The sequence below is a fragment of the uncultured Gordonia sp. genome (genome assembly GCF_937858515.1).
In the GTDB taxonomy this organism is placed as follows: domain Bacteria; phylum Actinomycetota; class Actinomycetes; order Mycobacteriales; family Mycobacteriaceae; genus Gordonia.
The window spans coordinates 1-20,320 of sequence record NZ_CALLZT010000048.1 but is presented as its reverse complement, the minus strand read 5'-3'; the positions used below and the strand labels follow the sequence as shown (position 1 = coordinate 20,320).

The 20,320-nt window shown below is 66.9% G+C and carries 16 protein-coding genes and 1 pseudogene; 13 read left to right on the top strand and 4 right to left on the bottom strand.

Going from position 1 to position 20,320, the window contains the following annotated elements; genetic code table 11:
• Positions 1-485: 485 nt before the first annotated feature.
• Positions 486-1,178, bottom strand: a complete 693-nt coding sequence (locus Q0627_RS03585) for an SDR family NAD(P)-dependent oxidoreductase (RefSeq protein ID WP_291013605.1) — start codon at positions 1,176-1,178, stop codon at positions 486-488.
• 63 nt (positions 1,179-1,241) lie between these two features.
• The gene (locus tag Q0627_RS03580) at positions 1,242-1,655 is read right to left on the bottom strand and encodes a helix-turn-helix domain-containing protein (RefSeq protein WP_298807729.1); all 414 of its coding nucleotides are present in this window, start codon (positions 1,653-1,655) and stop codon (positions 1,242-1,244) included.
• A 328-nt stretch (positions 1,656-1,983) separates the two neighbouring features.
• Between Q0627_RS03580 and Q0627_RS03575 the strand changes: the two genes are divergently transcribed.
• Complete coding sequence (locus tag Q0627_RS03575; RefSeq protein WP_298807727.1) at positions 1,984-2,616, top strand: hypothetical protein; 633 nt, start codon at positions 1,984-1,986, stop codon at positions 2,614-2,616.
• On the opposite strand, the pseudogene Q0627_RS03570 reads toward Q0627_RS03575, so the two are convergent.
• Positions 2,512-2,868, bottom strand: a pseudogene (locus Q0627_RS03570) (PucR family transcriptional regulator ligand-binding domain-containing protein); the annotation flags it as partial. The gene Q0627_RS03575 and the pseudogene Q0627_RS03570 overlap by 105 nt on opposite strands.
• A gap of 68 nt (positions 2,869-2,936) precedes the next feature.
• On the opposite strand from Q0627_RS03570, the gene Q0627_RS03565 reads away from it, so the two are divergent.
• The 9 genes from Q0627_RS03565 to Q0627_RS03525 all read left to right on the top strand — a co-directional run bounded on the left by Q0627_RS03565 (position 2,937) and on the right by Q0627_RS03525 (position 15,299).
• Positions 2,937-4,364: an aminobutyraldehyde dehydrogenase gene (locus Q0627_RS03565; RefSeq protein WP_291013600.1), complete on the top strand. Its 1,428-nt coding sequence runs from the start codon at positions 2,937-2,939 to the stop codon at positions 4,362-4,364.
• A 58-nt stretch (positions 4,365-4,422) separates the two neighbouring features.
• Positions 4,423-6,411: a primary-amine oxidase gene (locus tag Q0627_RS03560; RefSeq protein WP_291013598.1), complete on the top strand. Its 1,989-nt coding sequence runs from the start codon at positions 4,423-4,425 to the stop codon at positions 6,409-6,411.
• A complete protein-coding gene (locus Q0627_RS03555) occupies positions 6,411-7,271 on the top strand; it encodes a universal stress protein (RefSeq protein ID WP_291013596.1) in 861 nt (286 codons plus the stop codon). Before Q0627_RS03560 ends, Q0627_RS03555 begins: the two co-directional genes overlap by 1 nt.
• Before the next feature lie 61 nt (positions 7,272-7,332).
• Positions 7,333-8,697 (top strand): 4-aminobutyrate--2-oxoglutarate transaminase, encoded by a 1,365-nt coding sequence (gabT, locus tag Q0627_RS03550; RefSeq protein ID WP_291013593.1) that lies wholly within the window; start codon positions 7,333-7,335, stop codon positions 8,695-8,697.
• The gene (locus Q0627_RS03545; RefSeq protein WP_291013591.1) at positions 8,694-10,145 is read left to right on the top strand and encodes an NAD-dependent succinate-semialdehyde dehydrogenase; all 1,452 of its coding nucleotides are present in this window, start codon (positions 8,694-8,696) and stop codon (positions 10,143-10,145) included. The genes gabT and Q0627_RS03545 overlap by 4 nt, the downstream gene beginning before the upstream one ends.
• Before the next feature lie 106 nt (positions 10,146-10,251).
• Entirely contained in the window at positions 10,252-11,814 is a 1,563-nt protein-coding gene (locus tag Q0627_RS03540; RefSeq protein WP_298807725.1) for an APC family permease, read from the top strand.
• A gap of 2 nt (positions 11,815-11,816) precedes the next feature.
• On the top strand, positions 11,817-12,815 hold the full coding sequence (locus Q0627_RS03535) for a nitrilase-related carbon-nitrogen hydrolase (RefSeq protein ID WP_298807723.1): 999 nt from the start codon (positions 11,817-11,819) through the stop codon (positions 12,813-12,815).
• Complete coding sequence (locus tag Q0627_RS03530; RefSeq protein WP_291013583.1) at positions 12,815-13,843, top strand: agmatine deiminase family protein; 1,029 nt, start codon at positions 12,815-12,817, stop codon at positions 13,841-13,843. Before Q0627_RS03535 ends, Q0627_RS03530 begins: the two co-directional genes overlap by 1 nt.
• 46 nt (positions 13,844-13,889) lie before the next feature.
• Complete coding sequence (locus Q0627_RS03525; RefSeq protein ID WP_291013580.1) at positions 13,890-15,299, top strand: MFS transporter; 1,410 nt, start codon at positions 13,890-13,892, stop codon at positions 15,297-15,299.
• Here the strand turns inward: Q0627_RS03525 and Q0627_RS03520 are convergent.
• A complete protein-coding gene (locus tag Q0627_RS03520; RefSeq protein ID WP_291013577.1) occupies positions 15,296-16,783 on the bottom strand; it encodes an MFS transporter in 1,488 nt (495 codons plus the stop codon). The two genes, Q0627_RS03525 and Q0627_RS03520, sit on opposite strands and share 4 nt — an antisense overlap.
• A gap of 137 nt (positions 16,784-16,920) precedes the next feature.
• Here Q0627_RS03520 and Q0627_RS03515 point away from each other — a divergent pair, with 137 nt between their 5' ends.
• The 3 genes from Q0627_RS03515 to Q0627_RS03505 all read left to right on the top strand — a co-directional run.
• Positions 16,921-17,367, top strand: coding sequence for a MarR family winged helix-turn-helix transcriptional regulator (locus Q0627_RS03515; RefSeq protein ID WP_298807718.1), 447 nt, complete (start codon positions 16,921-16,923; stop codon positions 17,365-17,367).
• A gap of 161 nt (positions 17,368-17,528) precedes the next feature.
• Positions 17,529-19,133 carry a GMC oxidoreductase gene (locus tag Q0627_RS03510; RefSeq protein WP_291013572.1) on the top strand — a complete coding sequence of 535 codons (1,605 nt, stop codon included), beginning with the start codon at positions 17,529-17,531 and terminating at the stop codon, positions 19,131-19,133.
• A 174-nt stretch (positions 19,134-19,307) separates the two neighbouring features.
• Positions 19,308-20,320: GMC family oxidoreductase N-terminal domain-containing protein (locus tag Q0627_RS03505; protein WP_298807716.1), on the top strand; the 1,013-nt coding region annotated here is incomplete at its 3' end.

Genomic DNA, 20,320 nt, shown 5'->3' with positions numbered 1-20,320 from the left:
CAGGGCACCATTCTTCGTTTATGACACGCAATCAGCGTGAAAGGCTGAGGCTAACTTCAGAAGAAGTCGCGGATCCTCCGTAAATCTCTCATACCTTGGTTGGATTTCGTCATCTATTCGAATCTCATCTATGAAATAGTCGAGCACCCGTCTATTTGACCGGCGGGAACCTTGAATGGCCCGTCGGGTATTCTATTCCGCATCTACGTCACGGTTGCCCTGAGTATCGAGGATCTGGTGCCATGTGCCTGCAGTACCTCCTCGAGTGGCTAGGCCGGCGAACTCGGGAGATGTACGTGAAGTTGAGCGACCAGTTGTGCGGTGACTGGTGAACAGCAAGGCTCAGGTCGAGCGCCCCGTCCCTGCTTCCGGTGGTGTCGGCGTTGGAGGATGAGGGGGTCGTGCTGACGTTCGCCGACCAGACCGCCCATGAATCCCGGCTCTCCCGATCCGGATTCCGGGGTAGGCGGCCGGGGCAACTGCGATCAGGCGTCGCCGTAGACCGGGACGCGGGCTCCGCTGATCGGGGCGGCGTCGGGGCCGGTCAGGAAGGCGATGACCTTGGCGATGGCGGCCGGGCTGACCGCGCGCGAGGCGAGGTCCTCGGACATCCAGGTGCGGTTGGCGGGGGTGTCGATCACCGACGGGAGCACCGTGTTGACGCGGATCTTCTTGGGCCGCAATTCTTCTGCGAGCAGTTCGGTGATCCGGACGACGGCGGCCTTGCTGGTGGCGTGGGCCAGGGGAGCGGCGCCGGAGAGCGCGGTCTTGGAGCCGACGGTGACGATCGATCCGCCGCCCGCGGCCTCGAAACGGGCGGCGGCCTCGCGGGCCGACCACACCACCGAGGCGACGTTGGAGTCGATCATCGCGTTCCAGATGTCCTCGGTGAGGTCGGCCAGCGAACTTGGCTGGAAACCTCCGGCCAGGGTGACCAGGGTGTCGGGGGTGCCGATCGCGTCGATGGCCGTCCACGCCGCGGTGGTCTCGGCGGCGTCGGAGAGTTGGGCGCCGACAGTGTGCACATTGTCGGTCTCGCCCAGCGCGTCGAGGCGCTCACCCGGGATGTCGACGGCGACGACGGCGGCGCCGGTGGCGAGGAACTCGGTGACGACGGCCTGCCCGAGGGCGCCGGCGGCTCCCGTGACGACGACCAGACGCTGCGGTGAATCGGCCATTTCTCTCCTCCGGTATGCGGTGAATGCGGGCCGCGTGGTGTCGCGCCTGCCTTACCGTGCAACTTACCGTAAGGGAGGTCCGCTCCCGTCCTCCGGACCGTGTGCCCGCTGATCGCGCGCGATGATCGCCAGCAGCACCTCGGCGCGGACGCGGGCCGAACCGAGATCGCAGCCGATCACCTCGGCCGCCTTCACGATCCGGCTGCGCAGCGTGTGCCGGTGCACTCCGAGCACGGCGGCCGCCGGTTCCCACTGGCCGTTGGCCTCGAGGTAGGCCCGCAACGAGTCCAGCAGTCCGCTGTCGTGTGCGGCGTCGTGGCGTTCGAGCGGCTCGACCAGCAGCATGCCCATCGCGGTGAGGACGTTCCGGGTCTCCGGAACTGCCAGCAGCGTCCGGCCGGTGATGTTGGTGGCGTCGACGGGCGCGCCGAGCGCCAGCCCCGCCGCCATCCGCGACTCGGCCGCGGCGGTGCGCACCTCGGCTAGAGCATGCGGCGCGCTCAGCCCGATCCGCAGGTGTCGGCGGACGGCGTCGTCGAGGGTGTCGAACAGTGACGAGGCCAGTGCGAGGTCGTCGGTGCCGCGCAGCAGGATCGAGACCGCCGGGCCCTCGGCGCTGAGGAAGAGGTTGCGCGCGCGGGCGGCGAGTTGATCGTCGACGGCCTGACGCAGGGCGTCGGAGGCGGGGGGCGTCGAGCACCGTGAGCATCCGGATGCGGCCGGCGTCGTCGGTCGCGGTGCGCAGCAGCCCGATGGCCGCGGCCGTGCCGGTGCTACCGGTCAACGCCAGTGCCAGTGCCGCCCCGTGCACCTGTCCCTGTTCGCGCCGCACCCGGTCGGGGCGTTCGAACTCGAGCACGAGCAGCGAGTTGGCGTGCCCGATGATCAGCTGGTCGATCGGCGACGGGGTTCCGGTCACCTCGACGGCGAGATAGCCATGGGTCCGGGCACCGATCCTGATGGCCTGCACCACGGCCACACCGCCGTCGGTCAGGGGGACGACGCTGCTGTGCGGGAAGGCCCGTCCGCCCGCGCGGGTGATCAGGTGGCCGATGCCGGCGGCGATGGCCTCGGTCTTGTCGTCGGCATCACCGCCGCCCGGACCGCGGGCGGTATGGATCACTTTGGCGGTCCGGTCGATGATGACCGCGGGACCGCCGCAGGCCAGCGACAGTTCGGCGAGCGTGCCGGGGGCACCGCGCACCGCCGTGGCCCGGGTCATCCTGGTCTGGACCCGGGTGGCGGTGAGAACGGACTCGTACTGCTGATGGGCCAGGCGGTTCATGACCGTCTTGGCCACCGCGACGAAAGGGGTGGCCAGCGGGACCTCGAACAGTGCCAGCCCGCAGTCGTCGGCGGCGGCGATCAGTTCGTCCGGCACCTCCTCGAAGGTCAGCCCGGTTCCGAAGCCCACTGCGGTGACGCCGATTTCGCGTAGTCCGTGGATGTAGGCGGTGCGCTGGCCGGGGTCGTCGGGCAGGCCGAGGCCGGTGGTGAGGATCAACTCCCCACCGGAGAGCCAACGGGCGGGGTCGGGGAGCTCGGTGGTGACGGCAAAGGTGATTTCTGCGGATAGCCCGGCAGAACCGGCTCGCAACCGTAGACTCAGATCCGCCTGACCGAGAAGCCATCGTACGGAAACCGCCACCGCACTCCAATCTGTTGAACACACTTCACCGACGACGGACATTCTGGCAGATGCGCACCCGATGCGCCGTGGTCCAGAGTTTTAGACAGCACAATCCCAGGAGGTATTCAATGACCGGCCGGCTGCAGAACTACATCGGTGGTGCTTTCGTGGACTCCGAATCGGAAGAATCGATCGACATCATCAATCCGGCCGACGAGTCGGTGGTCGCCGTGTCGCCGGTATCGACGGCCGCCGAGGTATCGGCTGCGATCGACGCCGCCGAGAACGCCCGAATTGCCTGGAGCACAAGCACTCCCAAGACCAGAGCTGGTGTGTTGCTCAAACTGGCCGACGCCGTCGAGGAACACGCCGACGAGATCGTCGCGGCGCAGATCCGCAACACCGGACAGCTGCGGGCGTTCGTCAAGAGCGAGGAGGTGCTCGTCAGCGCCGACCAACTGCGGTTCTTCGCCGGCGCCGCCCGGCTGCTCGAAGGCAAGTCGGCGGGCGAATACATGGAGGGATTCACCTCCTACATCCGACGCGAGCCGATCGGCATCGTCGGTCAGGTGACGCCGTGGAACTACCCGTTCATGATGGCCATCTGGAAGATCGGACCCGCACTGGCCGCAGGCAACACCATCGTGCTCAAACCCAGTGACACCACCCCGGAAAGCACCATCGTGCTGGCCCGGATCAGCCAGGGCATCATTCCCGACGGTGTGTTCAACGTGGTGTTGGGCACCGGGGCCACGGGTGCGCAGCTGGTTTCCGACCCGCGGCTGGGCCTGGTGTCGATCACCGGTTCGGTGCGCGCCGGTATCGCGGTCGCCGCGGCGGCCGCCGCCGACGTCAAGCGTGCCCACCTCGAACTGGGCGGCAAGGCCCCGGCCGTCGTATTCGCCGACGCCGACGTCGAGGCCGCCGCATCAGGTATCGCCGAGGCCGCGTTCTTCAACGCCGGACAGGATTGCACCGCCGCGACCCGCGCCATCGTGCACACCTCGGTGTACGACCGATTCGTGCAGGCGGTGGTCGCCAAGGCGGCCACGCTCAGGCCGGGCGGCGTCGACGACGAGGACGCGTTCTACGGCCCGCTCAACAACATCCGGCATTTCACCACCGTCACCGAGAAGATCGCGGCGCTGCCCGATCACGCGAAGATCGAGACCGGCGGAACGCGGGTGGGCGACAGCGGGTTCTACTTCGCGCCGACCATCATCACCGGTGTGAACCAGGACGACGCCATCGTGCAGGAAGAGACTTTCGGCCCCATTCTCACGGTGCAGACCTTCGACGACGAGGACGACGCGGTGGCCAAGGCCAACGGCGTGGATTACGGTCTGGCGGCCAGTGTCTGGGCATCGGACAACGGCACGGTCAACCGCATGACAGCCCGTATCGACGCCGGCTGCGTGTGGGTCAACGGCCACATCCCGCTGGTCGTCGAAATGCCACACGGCGGTTTCAAGCATTCGGGATACGGCAAGGACATGTCGGCCTACGGTGTGGAGGACTACACGCGCATCAAGCACGTGATGAGCGCCAACACCTGAGCTCAGGCAGTTCCGCCCGTATCCGTCTTCGAGCCGGCCAACCGCCAGGAAGCAGAGCATGACCGATCCCGTGTTTCATCCCCTCGATCCGCTGTCGGCGGCGGAATTCAGTGCGACCGTGGAGATCCTGGGCGCGGCCCATGGTGTGGTCGCACCCGCCTGGCGGTACGCCAATATCGAAATGGCCGAACCGGACAAAGCGGCCCTGGCCGCGTTCGACGCCGGTGGTGCGATACCGCCCCGCAATGCCATCGTCACCTGCTTCGAGCGGGCCACCAACGCCACCTACAAGGCGCTGGTGTCGCTCACGGACTCGACGGTGCTCGAGTGGGACCACATCCCCGGCGTGCAGGCCAATTTCACCGTCGACGAGTGGTCGGAGGCCGACGCGGCGCTGCGCGCACACCCCGACGTGATCGCGGGCCTGGCCAAACGTGGTATCACCGATCTGGACCTGGTGTTCATGGACACCTGGACCTATGGCGACGCGCTGATCCCCGACAAGTACAAGGGCCGGCGGATCGGCTGGTCGGATACGTGGGTGCGATCGGCGCCGGGTACCAACCCGTATGCCGGTCCGGTCAACGGTTTTCACTGCGTCATCGACCTCAACACGATGGAACTGCTGGAGATCGAGGACACGTTCACCGTGCCCAAACCCGAGATCATGGGCGAGTACGTGCCGCGGTACGTGCCCGAACGGATCCGGGAGGCCAGCACCCGCGAAGAGCTCAAGCCGCTGGAGATCACCCAATCGGACGGACCGTCGTTCACCCTGACCGGCAACCGGCTGGACTGGCAGAACTGGTCGCTGCGCGTGGGATTCAACCACCGCGAGGGTATGACGCTGCACTCGATCAGCTACGACGACAACGGAACCCGGCGCTCGATCGCGCACCGGATCTCGTTCGCGGAGATGATGGTGCCCTACCGCGACCACTGCGACGACCACTACCGTCGCACCGCCTTCGACATCGGCGAATGGGGTCTGGGATTCATGACCACCTCGCTGGAGCTGGGGTGTGACTGTCTCGGTGAGATCCGTTACCTCGACGCGGTTCTGCACAATAGTGCAGGCGAGCCGTACACGATCAAGAATGCGATCTGCATCCACGAGGAAGACAACGCCGTCCTGTGGAAGCACGTCGACCACGGCACCAGCGAGGTACGCCGGATGCGTCGGCTCACGGTGTCGTTCCACGTCACCGTCGCCAACTACGAGTACCTGACGTACTGGCGGTTCTACCAGGATGGAAACATCGAATGTGAGGTCCGCGCAACGGGTCTCATGGTGGTCAGTCACCTGCCCGAGGGAGTGGCACCCGAACACGGCACGATGGTGGACAACCGCACCTACGCACCGTTCCACCAGCATTTCATCGTCGCGCGCATGGACCTCGACGTCGACGGCACCGACAACACGGTGTACCAGACCGAAACCGAGATCGTCCCGATCGGACCGGACAATCCGTACGGATTGTCGTTGCGGCAGGTCAATACTCCTCTGCGCACCGAGCAGGAAGCCAAGGGCGACATGAACTTCGCCACGCAGCGCACCTGGAAGGTGGTCAACGACAACAACACCACCGGGATCGGCGCCCATCCGGCGTACAAGCTGGTGCCGGGGGCGGCGTTCCCGCCGTTGTTCGATCCCGCCTCGGAGGTCCTGGCCCGGTGCAAGGCTATCGAGCACAGCGTCTGGGTGACGCCCAACTCGCCCGACGAGCGCTGGCCCGCAGGCGAATTCGTCAACCAGGGCGGTCCGGGGATGGGCCTGCCCGAGTGGACGGCGGGTAATCGTTCGGTCGAGAACACCGACGTGGTGCTGTGGTATGTCTTCGGCATCCACCACATCACCCGGCCCGAGGACTGGCCGATCATGCCGGCCGACATCGTGAGTTTCTGGCTCAAACCGTTCGGATTCTTCGACCGGAATCCGGCGCTGGACGTCGCACCGACACCGAAGTCGGCGTGCCACACCGAAGCGGCAGCCGACAGCTGCTGTTCCTCATCCGCCGACTCGACCACCGGTCAGGGGTGTCACTGATGCGTATTCTCGTCGCCTACCTAGCGACCCCGGGCGGTGCCGACGCCGTGGCGCTCGGCGCCCGACTCGCCCGCAGCCTCGAAGCGGATCTCGAGATCACTATGGTCCTGCCACCGGAAACCGTCATCGACCCGCCCGGCAACTATGAGGAGCTACTGACCGAGCGTGCGCAGGAATGGCTCACCGAAGCAAAGGAACTCGTCGACGACGACATCACGGTGAGCACGCACATCCTGTTCCATGAATCGTCGGCCGAGGGCATCATCGCCGAGGCCGAGCGCACGGACTCGGCGATGATCGTGGTCGGCGGTGGTGGCGGCGGTGCTCTCGTCGGATCGCTCACCCTGGGCAGCGTCGTCAACGACCTGATGCATTCCTCGCCCGTCCCGGTCGCGATCGCGCCGCGGGGCGCGCGGTCGTCCGGTATCCGCAGGGTCCGGGAGGTCACCTGCGCCATCGGGGAGCGCCGGGAAGCGCCCGAGGTGTTGCAGGCGGCCGTTGACGGCGTCGCCCGCGGCGGTGTGGGGCTGCGGTTGGTATCGCTGGTGGCGGTCGAACCGATCAGCGGGGCCGCCAAGACCGACGCAGAGGTCATCGAACGGGCCCGCCAACATGCCGCCGGTCTCGTCGAGAAGGCGAAAGCGCTGTCGCCCGAGGACATCTCGGTTACCGGCGTGGTTACCTCGGGCCGGCACATCGAGGACGCCGTCAACAAACTCGACTGGCATGACGGCGATCTCATCGTCGTCGGTTCCAGCAGGCTCGCGCAGCCGCGCAGGATCTTCCTCGGCTCCACCGCCGCCAAGATGCTGCGCGTTCTGCAGGTACCGATGGTGGTCGTGCCCAAGGGCGACGACTGACTTTCGCTGCCACACTTTCGCCGCCGAACGACACACAGCAACGTCTTTCAGAGAGGCCACGATGACCACCGAGGCTGATACCACCGCACTCACCTACCGGCTGCCACAGCAGCGAAAACTGGTCACCGAATTGCCGGGGCCGAGGTCGAAAGAGTTCGCTGCCCGCCGTGGGCGTGCGGTGGCCGCCGGGGTCGGCTCGTCGGTGCCGGTGTACGCCGTGGACGCCGACGGCGGCGTGATCGTCGACGCCGACGGCAATTCGCTGATCGACCTGGGATCGGGAATCGCGGTCACCAGCGTGGGTGCCTCCGAACCGCGGGTGGCCGCCGCGGTCACCGAGCAGGTGGGGCATTTCACGCACACCTGTTTCATGGTCACCCCGTACGAGAGTTACGTCGCCGTCGCCGAGGCGCTCAATGAGCTGACGCCCGGCGATCACGACAAGCGCAGCGTGCTGTTCAATTCCGGTGCCGAGGCGGTGGAGAACGCGATCAAGGTGGCCCGGCTGGTCACCGGTCGCCAGGCGGTGGTGGCCTTCGACAACGCCTACCACGGGCGCACCAATCTCACGATGGCGCTGACGGCCAAGAACATGCCGTACAAGGCGCGGTTCGGGCCGTTCGCGCCCGAGGTGTACCGGATGCCGATGTCGTACCCGTACCGCGACGAGCCCGGTCTGACGGGCGAACAGGCCGCCGCTCGGGTCATCTCGGAGATGGAGGTGCAGATCGGTGCCGACCAGGTCGCGGCGATCATCATCGAACCCATCCAGGGCGAAGGCGGATTCATCGTCCCCGCACCGGGATTCCTTGCCGCACTGAGTGACTGGGCCAAGGCTAATGGAACGGTGTTCATCGCCGACGAGGTGCAGACCGGATTCGCCCGCACCGGAGCGTGGTTCGCGTGCGACCACGAAGCCGTCGTGCCCGACATCATCACCATGGCCAAGGGGATCGCGGGCGGCCTGCCGCTGTCGGCGATCACCGGCCGCGCCGACCTGCTCGATGCGGTGCATCCGGGCGGTCTCGGCGGAACCTACGGCGGCAATCCGGTGGCCTGTGCCGCCGCGCTCGCCGCGATCGAGACGATGAAGGTCTACGACCTCCCCGGGCGTGCGGCGCACATCGGCGAGCTGGCGACCGGCAGACTGCGCGAAGCGGCGCAACGACTTCCGTCGATCGGCGACGTCCGCGGTCGGGGTGCGATGATCGCCGTCGAACTCGTCCGGCCCGGAACCACCACGCCGGATCCGGCGCTGGCCAAAGCCGTTGCGGCGCGGGCACTGGCGCAGGGCGTCGTGTTGCTCACGTGCGGCACGTACGGCAATGTGGTGCGGCTGCTGCCGCCACTGGTGATCGGCGACGACACTCTCGGTGACGGGCTCGACGTGTTCATCGCCGCGATCGAGGCGGGTGTGGACGCATGAGTGGTGCTCTGCCGCAGGATCTTCCGACCGGTCTGTGGATCGGGAACGACGAGCGGCCCGCGGCGTCGGGTGACACGATCGACGTCGTCGACCCGGCCACCGGCAAGGTCCTCGCGTCGGTGGCCGACGCCGGGGTTGCCGATGCGGTCGCGGCACTTGATGCGGCCGCTGCCGTGCAGGCCGAGTGGGCGGCGACGTCACCCCGGGCGCGGTCGGTGATCCTGCGCCGCGCGTGGGAACTGCTCACCGAACGCGCCGACGACTTCGCGGCGCTGATGACCGCCGAGATGGGCAAGACGCTCGCCGAGGCTCGCGGTGAGGTGGCCTACGGTGCCGAGTTCTTCCGCTGGTTCTCCGAGGAGGCCGTGCGCGTGTACGGCCGCACCGCCACACCTCCCGCGGGCAATGGCCGCATCCTGGTGGTCAAACAGCCGGTGGGGCCGGTGCTGGCAGTGACCCCCTGGAACTTCCCGCTGGCCATGGGCACCCGCAAGATCGGTCCGGCGTTCGCGGCCGGGTGCACCGTCGTCGTCAAACCCGCCGAGGACACCCCGCTGACGATGCTGCTACTGGCCCGGGTGCTCGCCGACGCCGGCCTGCCCGACGGTGTGCTGTCGGTGATCCCCACCCTGAACTCGCCGGATGTGGTGGCCGCGCTCATGGCCGATCCGCGGCTGCGCAAGGTGTCGTTCACCGGGTCGACGCAGGTCGGCAAGATTCTGATCGAGCAGTCGGCGGGGCAGGTGCTGCGTACGTCGATGGAACTCGGCGGCAACGCCCCGTTCATCGTGTTCGACGACGCCGACATCGACGCCGCCGTCGAGGGGGCGTTCGCGGCGAAGATGCGCAACGGCGGTGAGGCATGTACCGCCGCCAACCGGATTCTGGTGCACAACGCGGTCCGCGAGGAGTTCACCGCGAAACTCACCGAGAAGGTGGCGGCCATCAAGGTTGGCCCGGGCGACGCCGAGGGCGTGAACCTCGGTCCGCTGATCAACGCCAAGCAGCGCGACCGGGTGGCAGGGCTCGTCGATGAGGCGGTGGGTCTCGGGGCTCGCGTCCGGACCGGCGGCAAAGCCGTGCCCGGTGACGGATTCTTCTTCGAGCCAACGGTTCTTGACGACGTCCCGGCGGGAGCCCGGATTCTGGGCGAGGAGATCTTCGGTCCCGTCGCGGTGATCTCCGGATTCGACGCCGAGGACGAGGCAGTGACCAAGGCCAACTCCACAGACTACGGTCTGGCGGCGTATTTCTACACCCGTGACCTCGACCGCGCGATGCGGGTGTCGGGGGCGTTGGAATCGGGGATGGTCGGCGTCAACCGGGGCGTGATCTCCGATCCCGCGGCACCTTTCGGCGGCGTGAAACAATCCGGCCTCGGCAGCGAGGGTGGTTCCGAAGGTATCGAAGAATATCTGAACACCAAGTACATTGCGTTAACCGGATAATTCGGACAATTCTTTTCATCGCAGGCGACATCGGCGTCGGAGGCGATATTCTCCCCACCATTCACCCCCAAGGGCTCGGTGCCTGAGGCTTATCACGGGAGGCCCTATGGCCACACCACAAGACCCCGCGGTCGCCGGGTCCGCTCCTGCGCCGGAAACATCCAGCAAAGGATTGGCCGCCAACAAGATCGGTGTCCTCTCCGGTGCCATTCTCGGTATTTCGACGGTGGCACCGGGGTACACGCTCACCGCGAGTATCGGACTGATCGTCGGCTCCGTCGCCCTGAAATTGCCGGCGATCTTCATCGCGGGCTTCATTCCGATGTTCCTGACGGCCTACGCCTACCGCGAACTCAACTCCGACACCACCGACTCAGGTGCGTCGTTCACCTGGTCCACCAGGGCGTTCGGACCGTATGCGGGCTGGATGTGTGGCTGGGGCATGGTGATCGCGACGATCATCGTGCTGTCCAATCTGGCCGCGGTCGCGGTGCAATTTCTGTATCTGACGTTGGCCCGCATATTCGATCACGAGTCATGGGCCGATCTGGGCACCTCCAACAAAGCGGTGAATATCGGGACGACGGTGGTGTTGCTGGCGCTGGCGACCTATGTGTCGATGCGCGGCGTCACCACCAGCGAACGCATCCAGTACTACCTGGTCGGATTCCAGATGATCGTGCTGCTGGTGTTCGCGACGGTCGCCTTCGTCAAGGTCGCCACGGGCGACGTCCCCGACGGTGGTGGACTTGCCTTCGACATCGACTGGTTCAATCCGTTCACCGGAATGACCATTTCGGCTTTCGCCGTGGGATTGACCGGATCCATCTTCGCCTTCTGGGGCTGGGACACCTGTCTGACCCTTGGCGAGGAGTGTAAAGACAAGGAACGTACCCCTGGCCGCGCCGGATTGCTGTGCGTGCTCACCATTCTCGGCACGTACCTGCTCGTCGGCCTCGCCACCATGATGTACGCAGGTGTCGGCAAGACTGGTCTGGGACTGGGCAACGAGGAGATCGAGGACAACGTCTTCGGTGCGCTCGCCGAGCCGATCATGGGAAGTTTCGGCCAGATCTTCCTGTTCCTGGCCATCCTCGCCTCGGCGGTCGCGAGTCTGCAGACCACGTTCCTGCCGGTGGCTCGCACGATGCTGTCGATGGGCAGTTACAAGGCCTTCCCGGAGAAGTTCGCCGAGATCAGCCCCCGCTACCTGTCGCCGGCCTTCGGCGCGCTTGTGGCGGGTATCGTGACGGCCGTGTTCTACACGACGGTGACGTTACTGTCGGACCGCACGCTCACCGACACCATCGCGGCGCTGGGCATCATGATCTGCTGGTACTACGGCATCACCGCCTTCGCCTGCGTCTGGTACTTCCGGCATCAATTGTTCACCAGCGGACACAACTTCCTGTACAAGTTCCTGTGCCCGGCACTCGGTGGCCTCGCACTGATCCTCGTATTCATTATCTCGGTCAAGGAAAGCCTCGACCCGGAAAACGGTAGCGGGGCCTCGCTGTTCGGGATCGGGCTGATCTTCTACATAGGCTTCGGCTTGCTCATTCTCGGGGCGATCCTGATGGTGGTCATGCGGATCCTGCGGCCGGCGTTCTTCGTCGGCGAGACGCTGCGCCGCACCACCCCGAATGCCCCCGTCGATATCGAGAAGTAGCGATGCGGCTGATCACCGCCCCGGGGGTACCTTCCTCACCGGCCCGCGTCGATCTGCCCGCCCGGGAGGCATTGCGGGTCGGTGCGGTACAGCATCGCTGGCACGACTCACCCGATGACCTGCTCGCCGAACTTGACGAGGGGATCGCCCTGGCCGCGCGGGAGGGTGCGCGGGTGGTGTTCTTGCCCGAACTCACCCTCAGCCGCTATCCGGCATTCGTCCGCGGCGGCGACGATCCGGGAGCGGGTGCCGAGGATCTGCGCGACGGCCCGACGGTGCGGTTCGCGACCGAGGCCGCCGGGAAACACGGTGTGCTCGTGCACGCTTCGCTGTATGAGCGTGACGGGGCGTCGTTGCACGAAAGCTATGGTGACGGACTCGGTTTCAATACCGCGGTCCTCGCCGGGCCGGACGGTCTCATCACCTATACCCGCAAACTGCACATCCCGGTGACCGAGGGCTATTACGAGGACACCTATTTCCGTGGCGGTCCGGTAGGCGCGGATCCGACCGGCAGACAGGCATATCCGGTGCACACCGTCGACGCCCTCGACGGCGCGCGCATCGGTATGCCGACATGCTGGGACGAATGGTTTCCCGAGGTCGCCCGGATGTATTCGCTGGCCGGCGCCGAGGTCATCGTGTACCCGACGGCGATCGGTTCCGAACCCGGACATCCCGATTTCGACACGCAACCGCTGTGGCAGCAGGTGATCGTCGGCAACGGAATCGCCAACGGCACGTTCATGATCGCTCCGAACCGGCACGGCGACGAAGGTGCGATCACCTTCTACGGGTCGTCGTTCATCTCGGATCCGTACGGCCGCATCCTGGTTCAGGCGCCCCGAGACGAATCCGCTGTTCTTGTGGCCGATCTGGACCTCGACCAGCGCCGCGACTGGCTCACCCTGTTCCCGTTCCTGGCCACCCGCCGCCCTGACACCTACGGTCGGCTCACCGAACCGGTCGACCCGTCACATCCGCTGGGAGGGAGCAACTGATGACGACGTGGCGGATGCCGGCCGAAAGCGAACCGCACGAACGCACCTGGATGGCGTTCCCGGCGCACGGCTACTCGCTCGGCGACACCGAGACCGAACACGAACAGGCACGCACGGCCTGGTCGACCGTCGCCAACGCCATCAGCGAGTACGAGCCGGTGACCGTCGTCGTCGACCCGACCCAGACCGGATATGCGCGACGGTATCTCTCCGAAGCGATCGACATCGTCGAAGAACCCCTCAACGACGCCTGGATGCGCGACATCGGACCGACCTTCGTCGTCGACGACGAGGGCGGCGTCGCCGGCATCGACTGGGTGTTCAACGGATGGGGCGCACAGGAGTGGGCCGCCTGGGACCGCGATCAGCACATCGCGTCGAAGGTGCTGGCGCGCACCGGACTCGAACGCATCGGATCGACGCTGGTCAACGAGGGTGGCGGCATCCAGGTCGACGGCGCGGGCACCGTGCTGGTCACCGACACCGTGCAACTCGATCCCGGCCGCAACCCCGGACTGACCAAGGCCGACGTGGAGGCCGAACTGCGGCGCACCCTCGGCGTCGGGACGGTGATCTGGGTGCCGCGCGGACTGACCCGGGACTCCCAGCGCTACGGCACCCGCGGGCACATCGACATCATCGCCGCGCTGCCGTCGCCGGGCGCGGTCATCTACCACGATCAGCGCAACCCGGATCATCCCGATCACGCCGTCTCGGCCCAGATCCGGGCGACTCTGGAACACGCCGTCGACGATGCCGGACGGTCCTTCGAGATCATCGCCGTGCCCGCCCCCGAACACCTCACCGACGACGAGGGTTTCGTCGACCACAGCTACATCAATCACTACGTCGCCAACGGCGCGGTCATCGCCTGCTCCTTCGACGACCCCGCCGACGCCGAGGCCGCCGAAATCCTGGGTTCGGTGTATCCGGGCCGCGACGTGGTCACCGTCGACGCCCGCGCCATCTTCGCCCGCGGCGGCGGCATCCACTGCATCACCCAGAATCAACCCAGCGGGGTGCGATAGTCCGCCCGGCGCACGGGTACGGCCTCGGTTCGGGCAGTATTGAACGATGGTCACAGTGCGTCGGGATACGGAATCCGTACAACCGATCGCATTGATCTACACGGCACTCTCGTCGTCGATCGTGGCCTCGCTCGGCATGCTGCTGGTGCCCACCATCTCGCGGGAACTCGACGTCGCGGTGAGTACGGCACAGTGGACGCTCACCATCAACCTGCTGGTCGGGGCGGTGGTCACGCCGGTGATGGGGCGCCTGAGCGACGGCCCGCACAAGAAGCGGCTGCTTATCGTGTCGTTGCTGATCATCATGGCCGGGTCGGCGCTGGCCGCATGCGCACCCAACTTCCCGGTGTTCCTGGCGGGCCGGGCGATGCAGGGTCTGACTTATGGCATCGTGCCGGTGACCATCGCGATCGCCCGGCGGTATCTGCCACCCGAGCGCCTGGCCGGCGGTATCTCGTCGTTGTCGGTGACGGTCGCGACGGGCCTGGGTCTCGGCTATCCGCTGACCGGTTTGCTCGCCTCGGACTTCGGTTTCCGCACCGCGTTCTGGTTCGCGGTAGTCTTCATCGCCTCGGCCATCGCCGTCGCGTGGTGGACGATTCCTGACGGCCCCGACGACCAGGCGCCGCGACGGCCGTTCGACCTGCGCGGCGCCGGACTGTTCGGTGCCGGACTGGCGGCGCTGCTCATCGGAATCAGCCAGGGCCCGGACTGGGGCTGGGCGTCGGTGTGGTCGGTGGTGACCATTGGCGGTGCGCTGATCCTCCTGACGATCTGGGTGCTGGTGTCGCTGCGCACCCCGCACGCCATGGTCAACCTGCGGGTGATCCGTCGTCCCGACGTACTGCTGGCCAACGGCGCGGCCATCGGGCTGGGCATCGCGATGTATATGGGCCTGTCGATCATCAGCCTCGTCGCGCAGGCCCCCGAGAGCACCGGCTTCGGGCTTGCGGTGCCCGTGCTGTGGGCCGGTTTCGTGATGCTGCCGCTGTCGGTGGGCAGCTTCGCCGCCAACCGGGTCGTCCGCGCCCTGTCGCGACGGGTGTCGCTGACGACATTCCTGCCGATCGGCGCGAGCGTGCTGACTGCTGCGGCGTTCGTGATGTGGCTGGCGCACAACCATCTGTGGGAGCTGATGGCGAGCCAGTTCTTGTTCGGCGTCGGCATCGGCACCACCTACGCCGCCATGCCCGGACTCATCGCGCGCAGCGTCGTCACCGAGGAACTGGGCAGCGCCGTCAGCTTCAACCAGGTGCTGCGCACACTCGGCGGCGCGCTCGGCAGCGCCCTGTCGGGGGCGGTCCTCACCGCACACGCGGTGACCGCGGGCGGACCTCCGTCAGAGGCCGGCATCCGGCTGGCACTGGCCATCAGCGCCGCCGGCTGTGCCGCGGTGTGCGTGGCGCTGATCGTCAACCTGCTCCGCGGCGGGGTCCGCGAACCGGCGGAATACTAGGCTCCTGCGACCGTCGACTCGGCGGGTGCTTGCGGGGTGATCGCCACCGGCTTGGTGCGTGGCACCAGGGCCGTGATGGCCACACCGATGAAGGCGGCGATCGCGCCGATCAGGAAGCACCAGGTGAACGTCGAATCCGCCGGGAAGCTGACGCCGCCGACGTCGATGCTCGACGAGGTGAGCACCAGGGCCATCACCGCTGACGCCGAGGTGGTGCCCACCGATCGCATCAGCGAGTTGAGACCGACGGCCGCACCGGCCTCCGACAGCGGGACGCTGCCCAGGATGAGGGTGGGCATCGCGGCATAGCCGATGCCGACGCCCGCGGCGCACACCATCGACGCCAGCATCAGCTGCCAGGTCGAGCCCATCATGAAAGCGGCGAACAGGTAACCGATACCGAGGACCGTTGCACCGAGCATCAGCGTGTACTTGGGGCCGATCCGGTTGATCAGCGTGGCCGAGACGGGCGCGAACACCATCATCATCAGGCCGCCGGGCGCCATCCACAAACCTGCTTGCAGGATCGTCTGGCCCAGGCCGTATCCGGTGGTCTTGGGTGATTCGAGCAGCAGCGGCACGACGATGGACTGCGCCATCATGCCGAAACCGATGGCCACACCCGCGATGTTGCAGAACAGCACCGCCGGCCGGGCGCTGGTGCGCAGGTCGACGAGCGGGTTGCGGTGGCCGAGTTCGTAGTGGCCCCAGAGGGCGAACACGACGACACCCGCGGCCAGCATGCCCAGCGTCGTGGCACTCGACCAGCCCCAATCGTTGCCCTTGGTGATCGCTGTCAGCACCAGGATCAGGCCCGCCGACAATCCGATGGCGCCACCCCAGTCGAGGCGGCCACCGACCGCGTCCTGCACGGACGGCACGACGAACGCCGTCAGCGCCAGCATGAGCGTGGCGAGTGCCGCCGATGCCCAGAACAGGACGTGCCAGTCGCCGGACTCGTAGATCGCGGCGGCCAGCGGCAGGCCGATCGCACCACCCACACCCATCGTCGCCGACATGGTGGCGACGGCGACCGACGTCAGCCGGGGCGGGGTGACCTCGCGCATCAGGCTGATCGCGACCGGGATGAAACCCATCGCCAGACCCTGGACCGCGCGCCCCACGACCATCGGGACCAGGCTCGATCCGACGGCGCAGATCACCGAACCGAGCACCAGCAGGGCGGCGCTCACCAGCAGCACCCGCTTCTTGCCGAACATGTCGGCCAGGCGCCCGGCGATCGGCATGGCCACCGCCGCCGCGAGGAGGGTGGCGGTGATGACCCACGACGCGTCGGTGCGTGAGGCGCCCAGCAGTGCCGGGAGTTCGGGCTGCAGCGGTACGACGAGCGTCTGCATCAGCGAGGCGACGAGACCGCCGAAGCAGAGCGTCGCGACGATCAGGACGGCGTTGGGGGCCGATGCCGCCTCGTCCGCGACAACCAGGTTCTTTTCCGGTGTGGCATCCCCGGTGTGCTCCGACATGGCACCTCCTTTAGGTATGCATAGTACATATGTAACCTACATATCGGAATCCGGATTGACAGGGTGAACGCCGCCGCAGGCACAATGTCCGAAATGTTCGCTGATGGAATCAAGGCCGATGAAATCAAGGGGGTGCGATGACGATCTCCCATTGGGCTTCACAGCAGATCCATGACCTCGTCGACGAACTGCAGCGATTGAACCGGCGCAAGGCCAATACCTTCGCCGGCGCGATCCTGGAAGCATCGGCGTTCAACATCCTCTGGCGGCTCTGGGAAGGGCCGAGGACTCTGCGTGAGCTCTCCGTCGAACTCGAACTCGAACAGTCGACCGTGAATCGCCAGGTCAACGCTGCGATCAAGCATGGTTACATCGAGCGATTCGCCGTCGAGGGCAGCGCCAGCAAGATGCTGCGGCCCACCGATGCGGGTCGGGCGGCGTTCGAGCATGACGGTGATCTGCGCGCCGACCGGTTGCGCCGCGTCTTCGACGATCTGGCTCCCGGCAGTCCCGAGGCGCTGCTGCGCGAGTTACGTGCCTACAACGACGCCTACGAGCGGGCGGTGCGCGCCGAGGGGCTCTGATCCGGCCGTACCTAGTCGGGGCGACCACATTTGTGGCGTGGAAGGGGTTGCCAATACGGGTTACGCTCCGGTAAGTTCTCTACAGAGTTTATGGAGCCGTGTGGCCCCAGGGTGAAATATGCCCCAGAGCCGGTCGTGGTTCAGGGTGGGATCGGAGTGGAATGTCGGGAGTGGAAAAGCCACAGACGACGCGTCGTACGTTTCTCAAGGGTGCCGCTGCGGTAGGTGCCGGTGTCGCCGGTGCGCAGTTCATCCCGGGAGTGGGACCGGCGACGGGTGCCCCGCGGGTGCGTACCGACCGTTCCGAGCAGCGTGCCATCGTCATCGGTTCCGGCTTCGGCGGCGGCGTGGCGGCGCTGCGGCTGGCCCAGGCGGGTGTGAACGTACTGGTCCTCGAACGCGGGCGGCGCTGGCCGACCGGCCCCAACGCCCGCACCTTCCCGACGGCCAAGACCATGGACCGGCGCGTCATGTGGCACAAGTCCGCGCCCAACCTGTTCGGCCGGCCGTTCGGCACCGACCCGTACGTCGGCCTGTTCGAGACTGTCGTGAGTCCCACGATGTCGGCGGTGTGCGCGGCCGGTGTCGGCGGCGGGTCGCTGGTGTACCTCGGCATGACCCTGCAGCCCAAGCGGTCGGTGTTCAACGCCTGGTTCCCCGACGCCCTCGACTACTCGACGATGGACCGCGTCCACTACCCGCGGGTGGCCCGGATGCTCAAGGCCAACGTCGCACCCGATGCGCTCATCAACTCGCACGCCTACCGCGGCGCCCGCGAATTCGCCAAGCGAGCCCGCCGGGCCGGGATGCCGGTGGAGAAGCTGGCCGCCCCGATCGACTGGAACTACGCGATCGCCGAGAACCACGGACGGATGCGGCGGTCCTACACGATCGGCGACACCCTGTTCGGTGTGAACAACGGCGGCAAGCACAGCATCGACGCCACCTACCTGCGGCAGGCCGAGGCCACCGGCCGGGTCACCGTCGCCACCCAGCACGAGGTCACCAGCATCGCCCGCGGCCGCGACGGCAAGTGGATCGTGAACGTGAGCCGTACCGACAAGTTCGGCCGGGTGGTCGGTCGCAAGGTGTACACCACCAGGGCGCTGATCCTGGCCGCCGGCAGCCTCAACACCAGCAAGCTGCTGGTCAAGGCAAAGCGGACCGGAGCCATCTCCAACCTGCCCGACGGCGTCGGCCACGGCTGGGGCACCAACGGCGACCGCACTTTCTCGTGGACGGGCATCACCGCTGATCTGGGCGTCCCGCAGGGTGGGCCCGTCGTCTACGGCTCGCAGAACTGGGCCAATCCGCGTACCGCCTACACCATCGTGCAGGCCGCAGCACCGCAGTTCATGGGTGTCGACGGCCGCAGCACGATGCTGTTCGGATACGGCGCCAGCGGAACCCGTGGCAGTATCGGCGTCGACCCGCTGACCGGCAATCCCACCATCGCCTGGCCGTTCGGCGGCGACGCCGGGGTCGCCGGCCGACTCAACAACGCCGCCCACCGCATCGGCGGCATCGACCCGGTCGCCGACCTGAACCTGGTCACCCCGTTCACCTGGCATCCGCTCGGCGGCGCCAACATGGGCGTGGTGTGCGACCTCGAAGGGCGGGTGCGCGGCCAGAAGGGCCTGTACGTGCTCGATGGTTCGCTGCTGCCCGGCACCGCTGCCGCGTGCAACCCGTCGATGACCATCGCCGCCGTCGCGGAGCGGGCGATGGACCGGATCGTCGCACGCGACGTCGGTTCCGTCATTTGATCGGGTTCGCCGGAGTTATTTGCTAATTTGAATGTGGCGTACATCACAGTGACGGAAGGCGCGGGGGCTGACAAGGTTACTGCGAAGTAGAACGAGTTCTAGTATTCGTTTTTCGCTTCCGGGTGGACTTGCCCTCCGCCCGGCTTGTCCGGTCCATCGCTTCTGGAGTGTCGAATGCCGTCTGTAGTACCCACCTCGTCCCGTCGTTCCGTCCTCACCGGTGCCGCTGCCGTCGGTGTGGGTGCCGTTGCGGCACAGTTCATTCCGAACGTAGGGTCGGCATCGGCGGCGCCGTCGCGGCGGGTTCGGACCACGCGCGAGGAACATCGGGTGGTGGTCGTGGGCTCCGGCTTCGGCGGCGGCATCTCGGCGCTGCGGCTCGCGCAGGCGGGTGTCGACGTACTGGTTCTCGAACGCGGCCGCCGCTGGAAATCCGGCCCCAACGCGAACACCTTCCCGCGCGCGTCCGCGCCCGACAAGCGCATCCTGTGGCACACGTCCGCGCCGACCCTGTTCGGGCGGCCCGTCGCCTTCGAACCGTACGTCGGCCTGCTGGAAATGGTGATGGGCGAGAACATGACCGCGGTCTGCCCGGCCGGCGTCGGTGGCGGTTCGCTGATTTACCAGGGCATGACGTTGCAGCCGGCCGAGGCGGTGTTCAACGAATGGTTTCCCGACCGCCTCGACTGGCAGCTGATGAACCGTGTGCACTACCCGCGGGTGGCCCGGATGCTCAAGATCGCCGTCGCGCCCGACAAACTGGTCAACTCGCCCAACTACAAGGTGGCCCGCGAATTCGCCAAACGGGTCCGGCGATCGGGTTTCCCGCTGAGCAAAATCCCGATGCCGATCGACTGGAACTATGCCCTGGCCGAACTCGACGGCAAGATGCGGCCGTCGTACACCAACGGCGACGGTGCGCTCGGCGTCAACAACGGCGGCAAGCACAGCGTCGACGTCACCTACATCGCCCGCGCCGAGGCCACCGGGCGGGTGCGCGTGGCCACCCAACATACGGTGACCTCCGTCGGGCGTCGCGCCGACGGCAAGTGGACCGTGAACGTCAGCCGCACCGATGACACCGGCCGCACCGTCGAGCACAAGATCCTCACCACGCCGACGCTGATCCTTGCCGCGGGCAGTGTGAACACCAGCAAACTGCTGGTCAAGGCCAAGGCGACCGGCGC

What these genes read in the sequence shown, in the direction of transcription:
- Q0627_RS03535 (WP_298807723.1), top strand. Translation starts at nt 11,817, where the DNA reads ATGCGGCTGATCACCGCCCCGGGGGTACCTTCCTCACCGGCCCGCGTC.
- Q0627_RS03525 (WP_291013580.1), top strand. Translation starts at nt 13,890, where the DNA reads ATGGTCACAGTGCGTCGGGATACGGAATCCGTACAACCGATCGCATTG.
- Q0627_RS03565 (WP_291013600.1), top strand. Translation starts at nt 2,937, where the DNA reads ATGACCGGCCGGCTGCAGAACTACATCGGTGGTGCTTTCGTGGACTCC.
- Q0627_RS03510 (WP_291013572.1), top strand. Translation starts at nt 17,529, where the DNA reads ATGTCGGGAGTGGAAAAGCCACAGACGACGCGTCGTACGTTTCTCAAG.
- Q0627_RS03530 (WP_291013583.1), top strand. Translation starts at nt 12,815, where the DNA reads ATGACGACGTGGCGGATGCCGGCCGAAAGCGAACCGCACGAACGCACC.
- Q0627_RS03540 (WP_298807725.1), top strand. Translation starts at nt 10,252, where the DNA reads ATGGCCACACCACAAGACCCCGCGGTCGCCGGGTCCGCTCCTGCGCCG.
- Q0627_RS03555 (WP_291013596.1), top strand. Translation starts at nt 6,411, where the DNA reads ATGCGTATTCTCGTCGCCTACCTAGCGACCCCGGGCGGTGCCGACGCC.
- Q0627_RS03585 (WP_291013605.1), bottom strand. Translation starts at nt 1,178, where the DNA reads ATGGCCGATTCACCGCAGCGTCTGGTCGTCGTCACGGGAGCCGCCGGC.
- Q0627_RS03515 (WP_298807718.1), top strand. Translation starts at nt 16,921, where the DNA reads ATGACGATCTCCCATTGGGCTTCACAGCAGATCCATGACCTCGTCGAC.
- Q0627_RS03545 (WP_291013591.1), top strand. Translation starts at nt 8,694, where the DNA reads ATGAGTGGTGCTCTGCCGCAGGATCTTCCGACCGGTCTGTGGATCGGG.
- gabT (WP_291013593.1), top strand. Translation starts at nt 7,333, where the DNA reads ATGACCACCGAGGCTGATACCACCGCACTCACCTACCGGCTGCCACAG.
- Q0627_RS03520 (WP_291013577.1), bottom strand. Translation starts at nt 16,783, where the DNA reads ATGTCGGAGCACACCGGGGATGCCACACCGGAAAAGAACCTGGTTGTC.
- Q0627_RS03560 (WP_291013598.1), top strand. Translation starts at nt 4,423, where the DNA reads ATGACCGATCCCGTGTTTCATCCCCTCGATCCGCTGTCGGCGGCGGAA.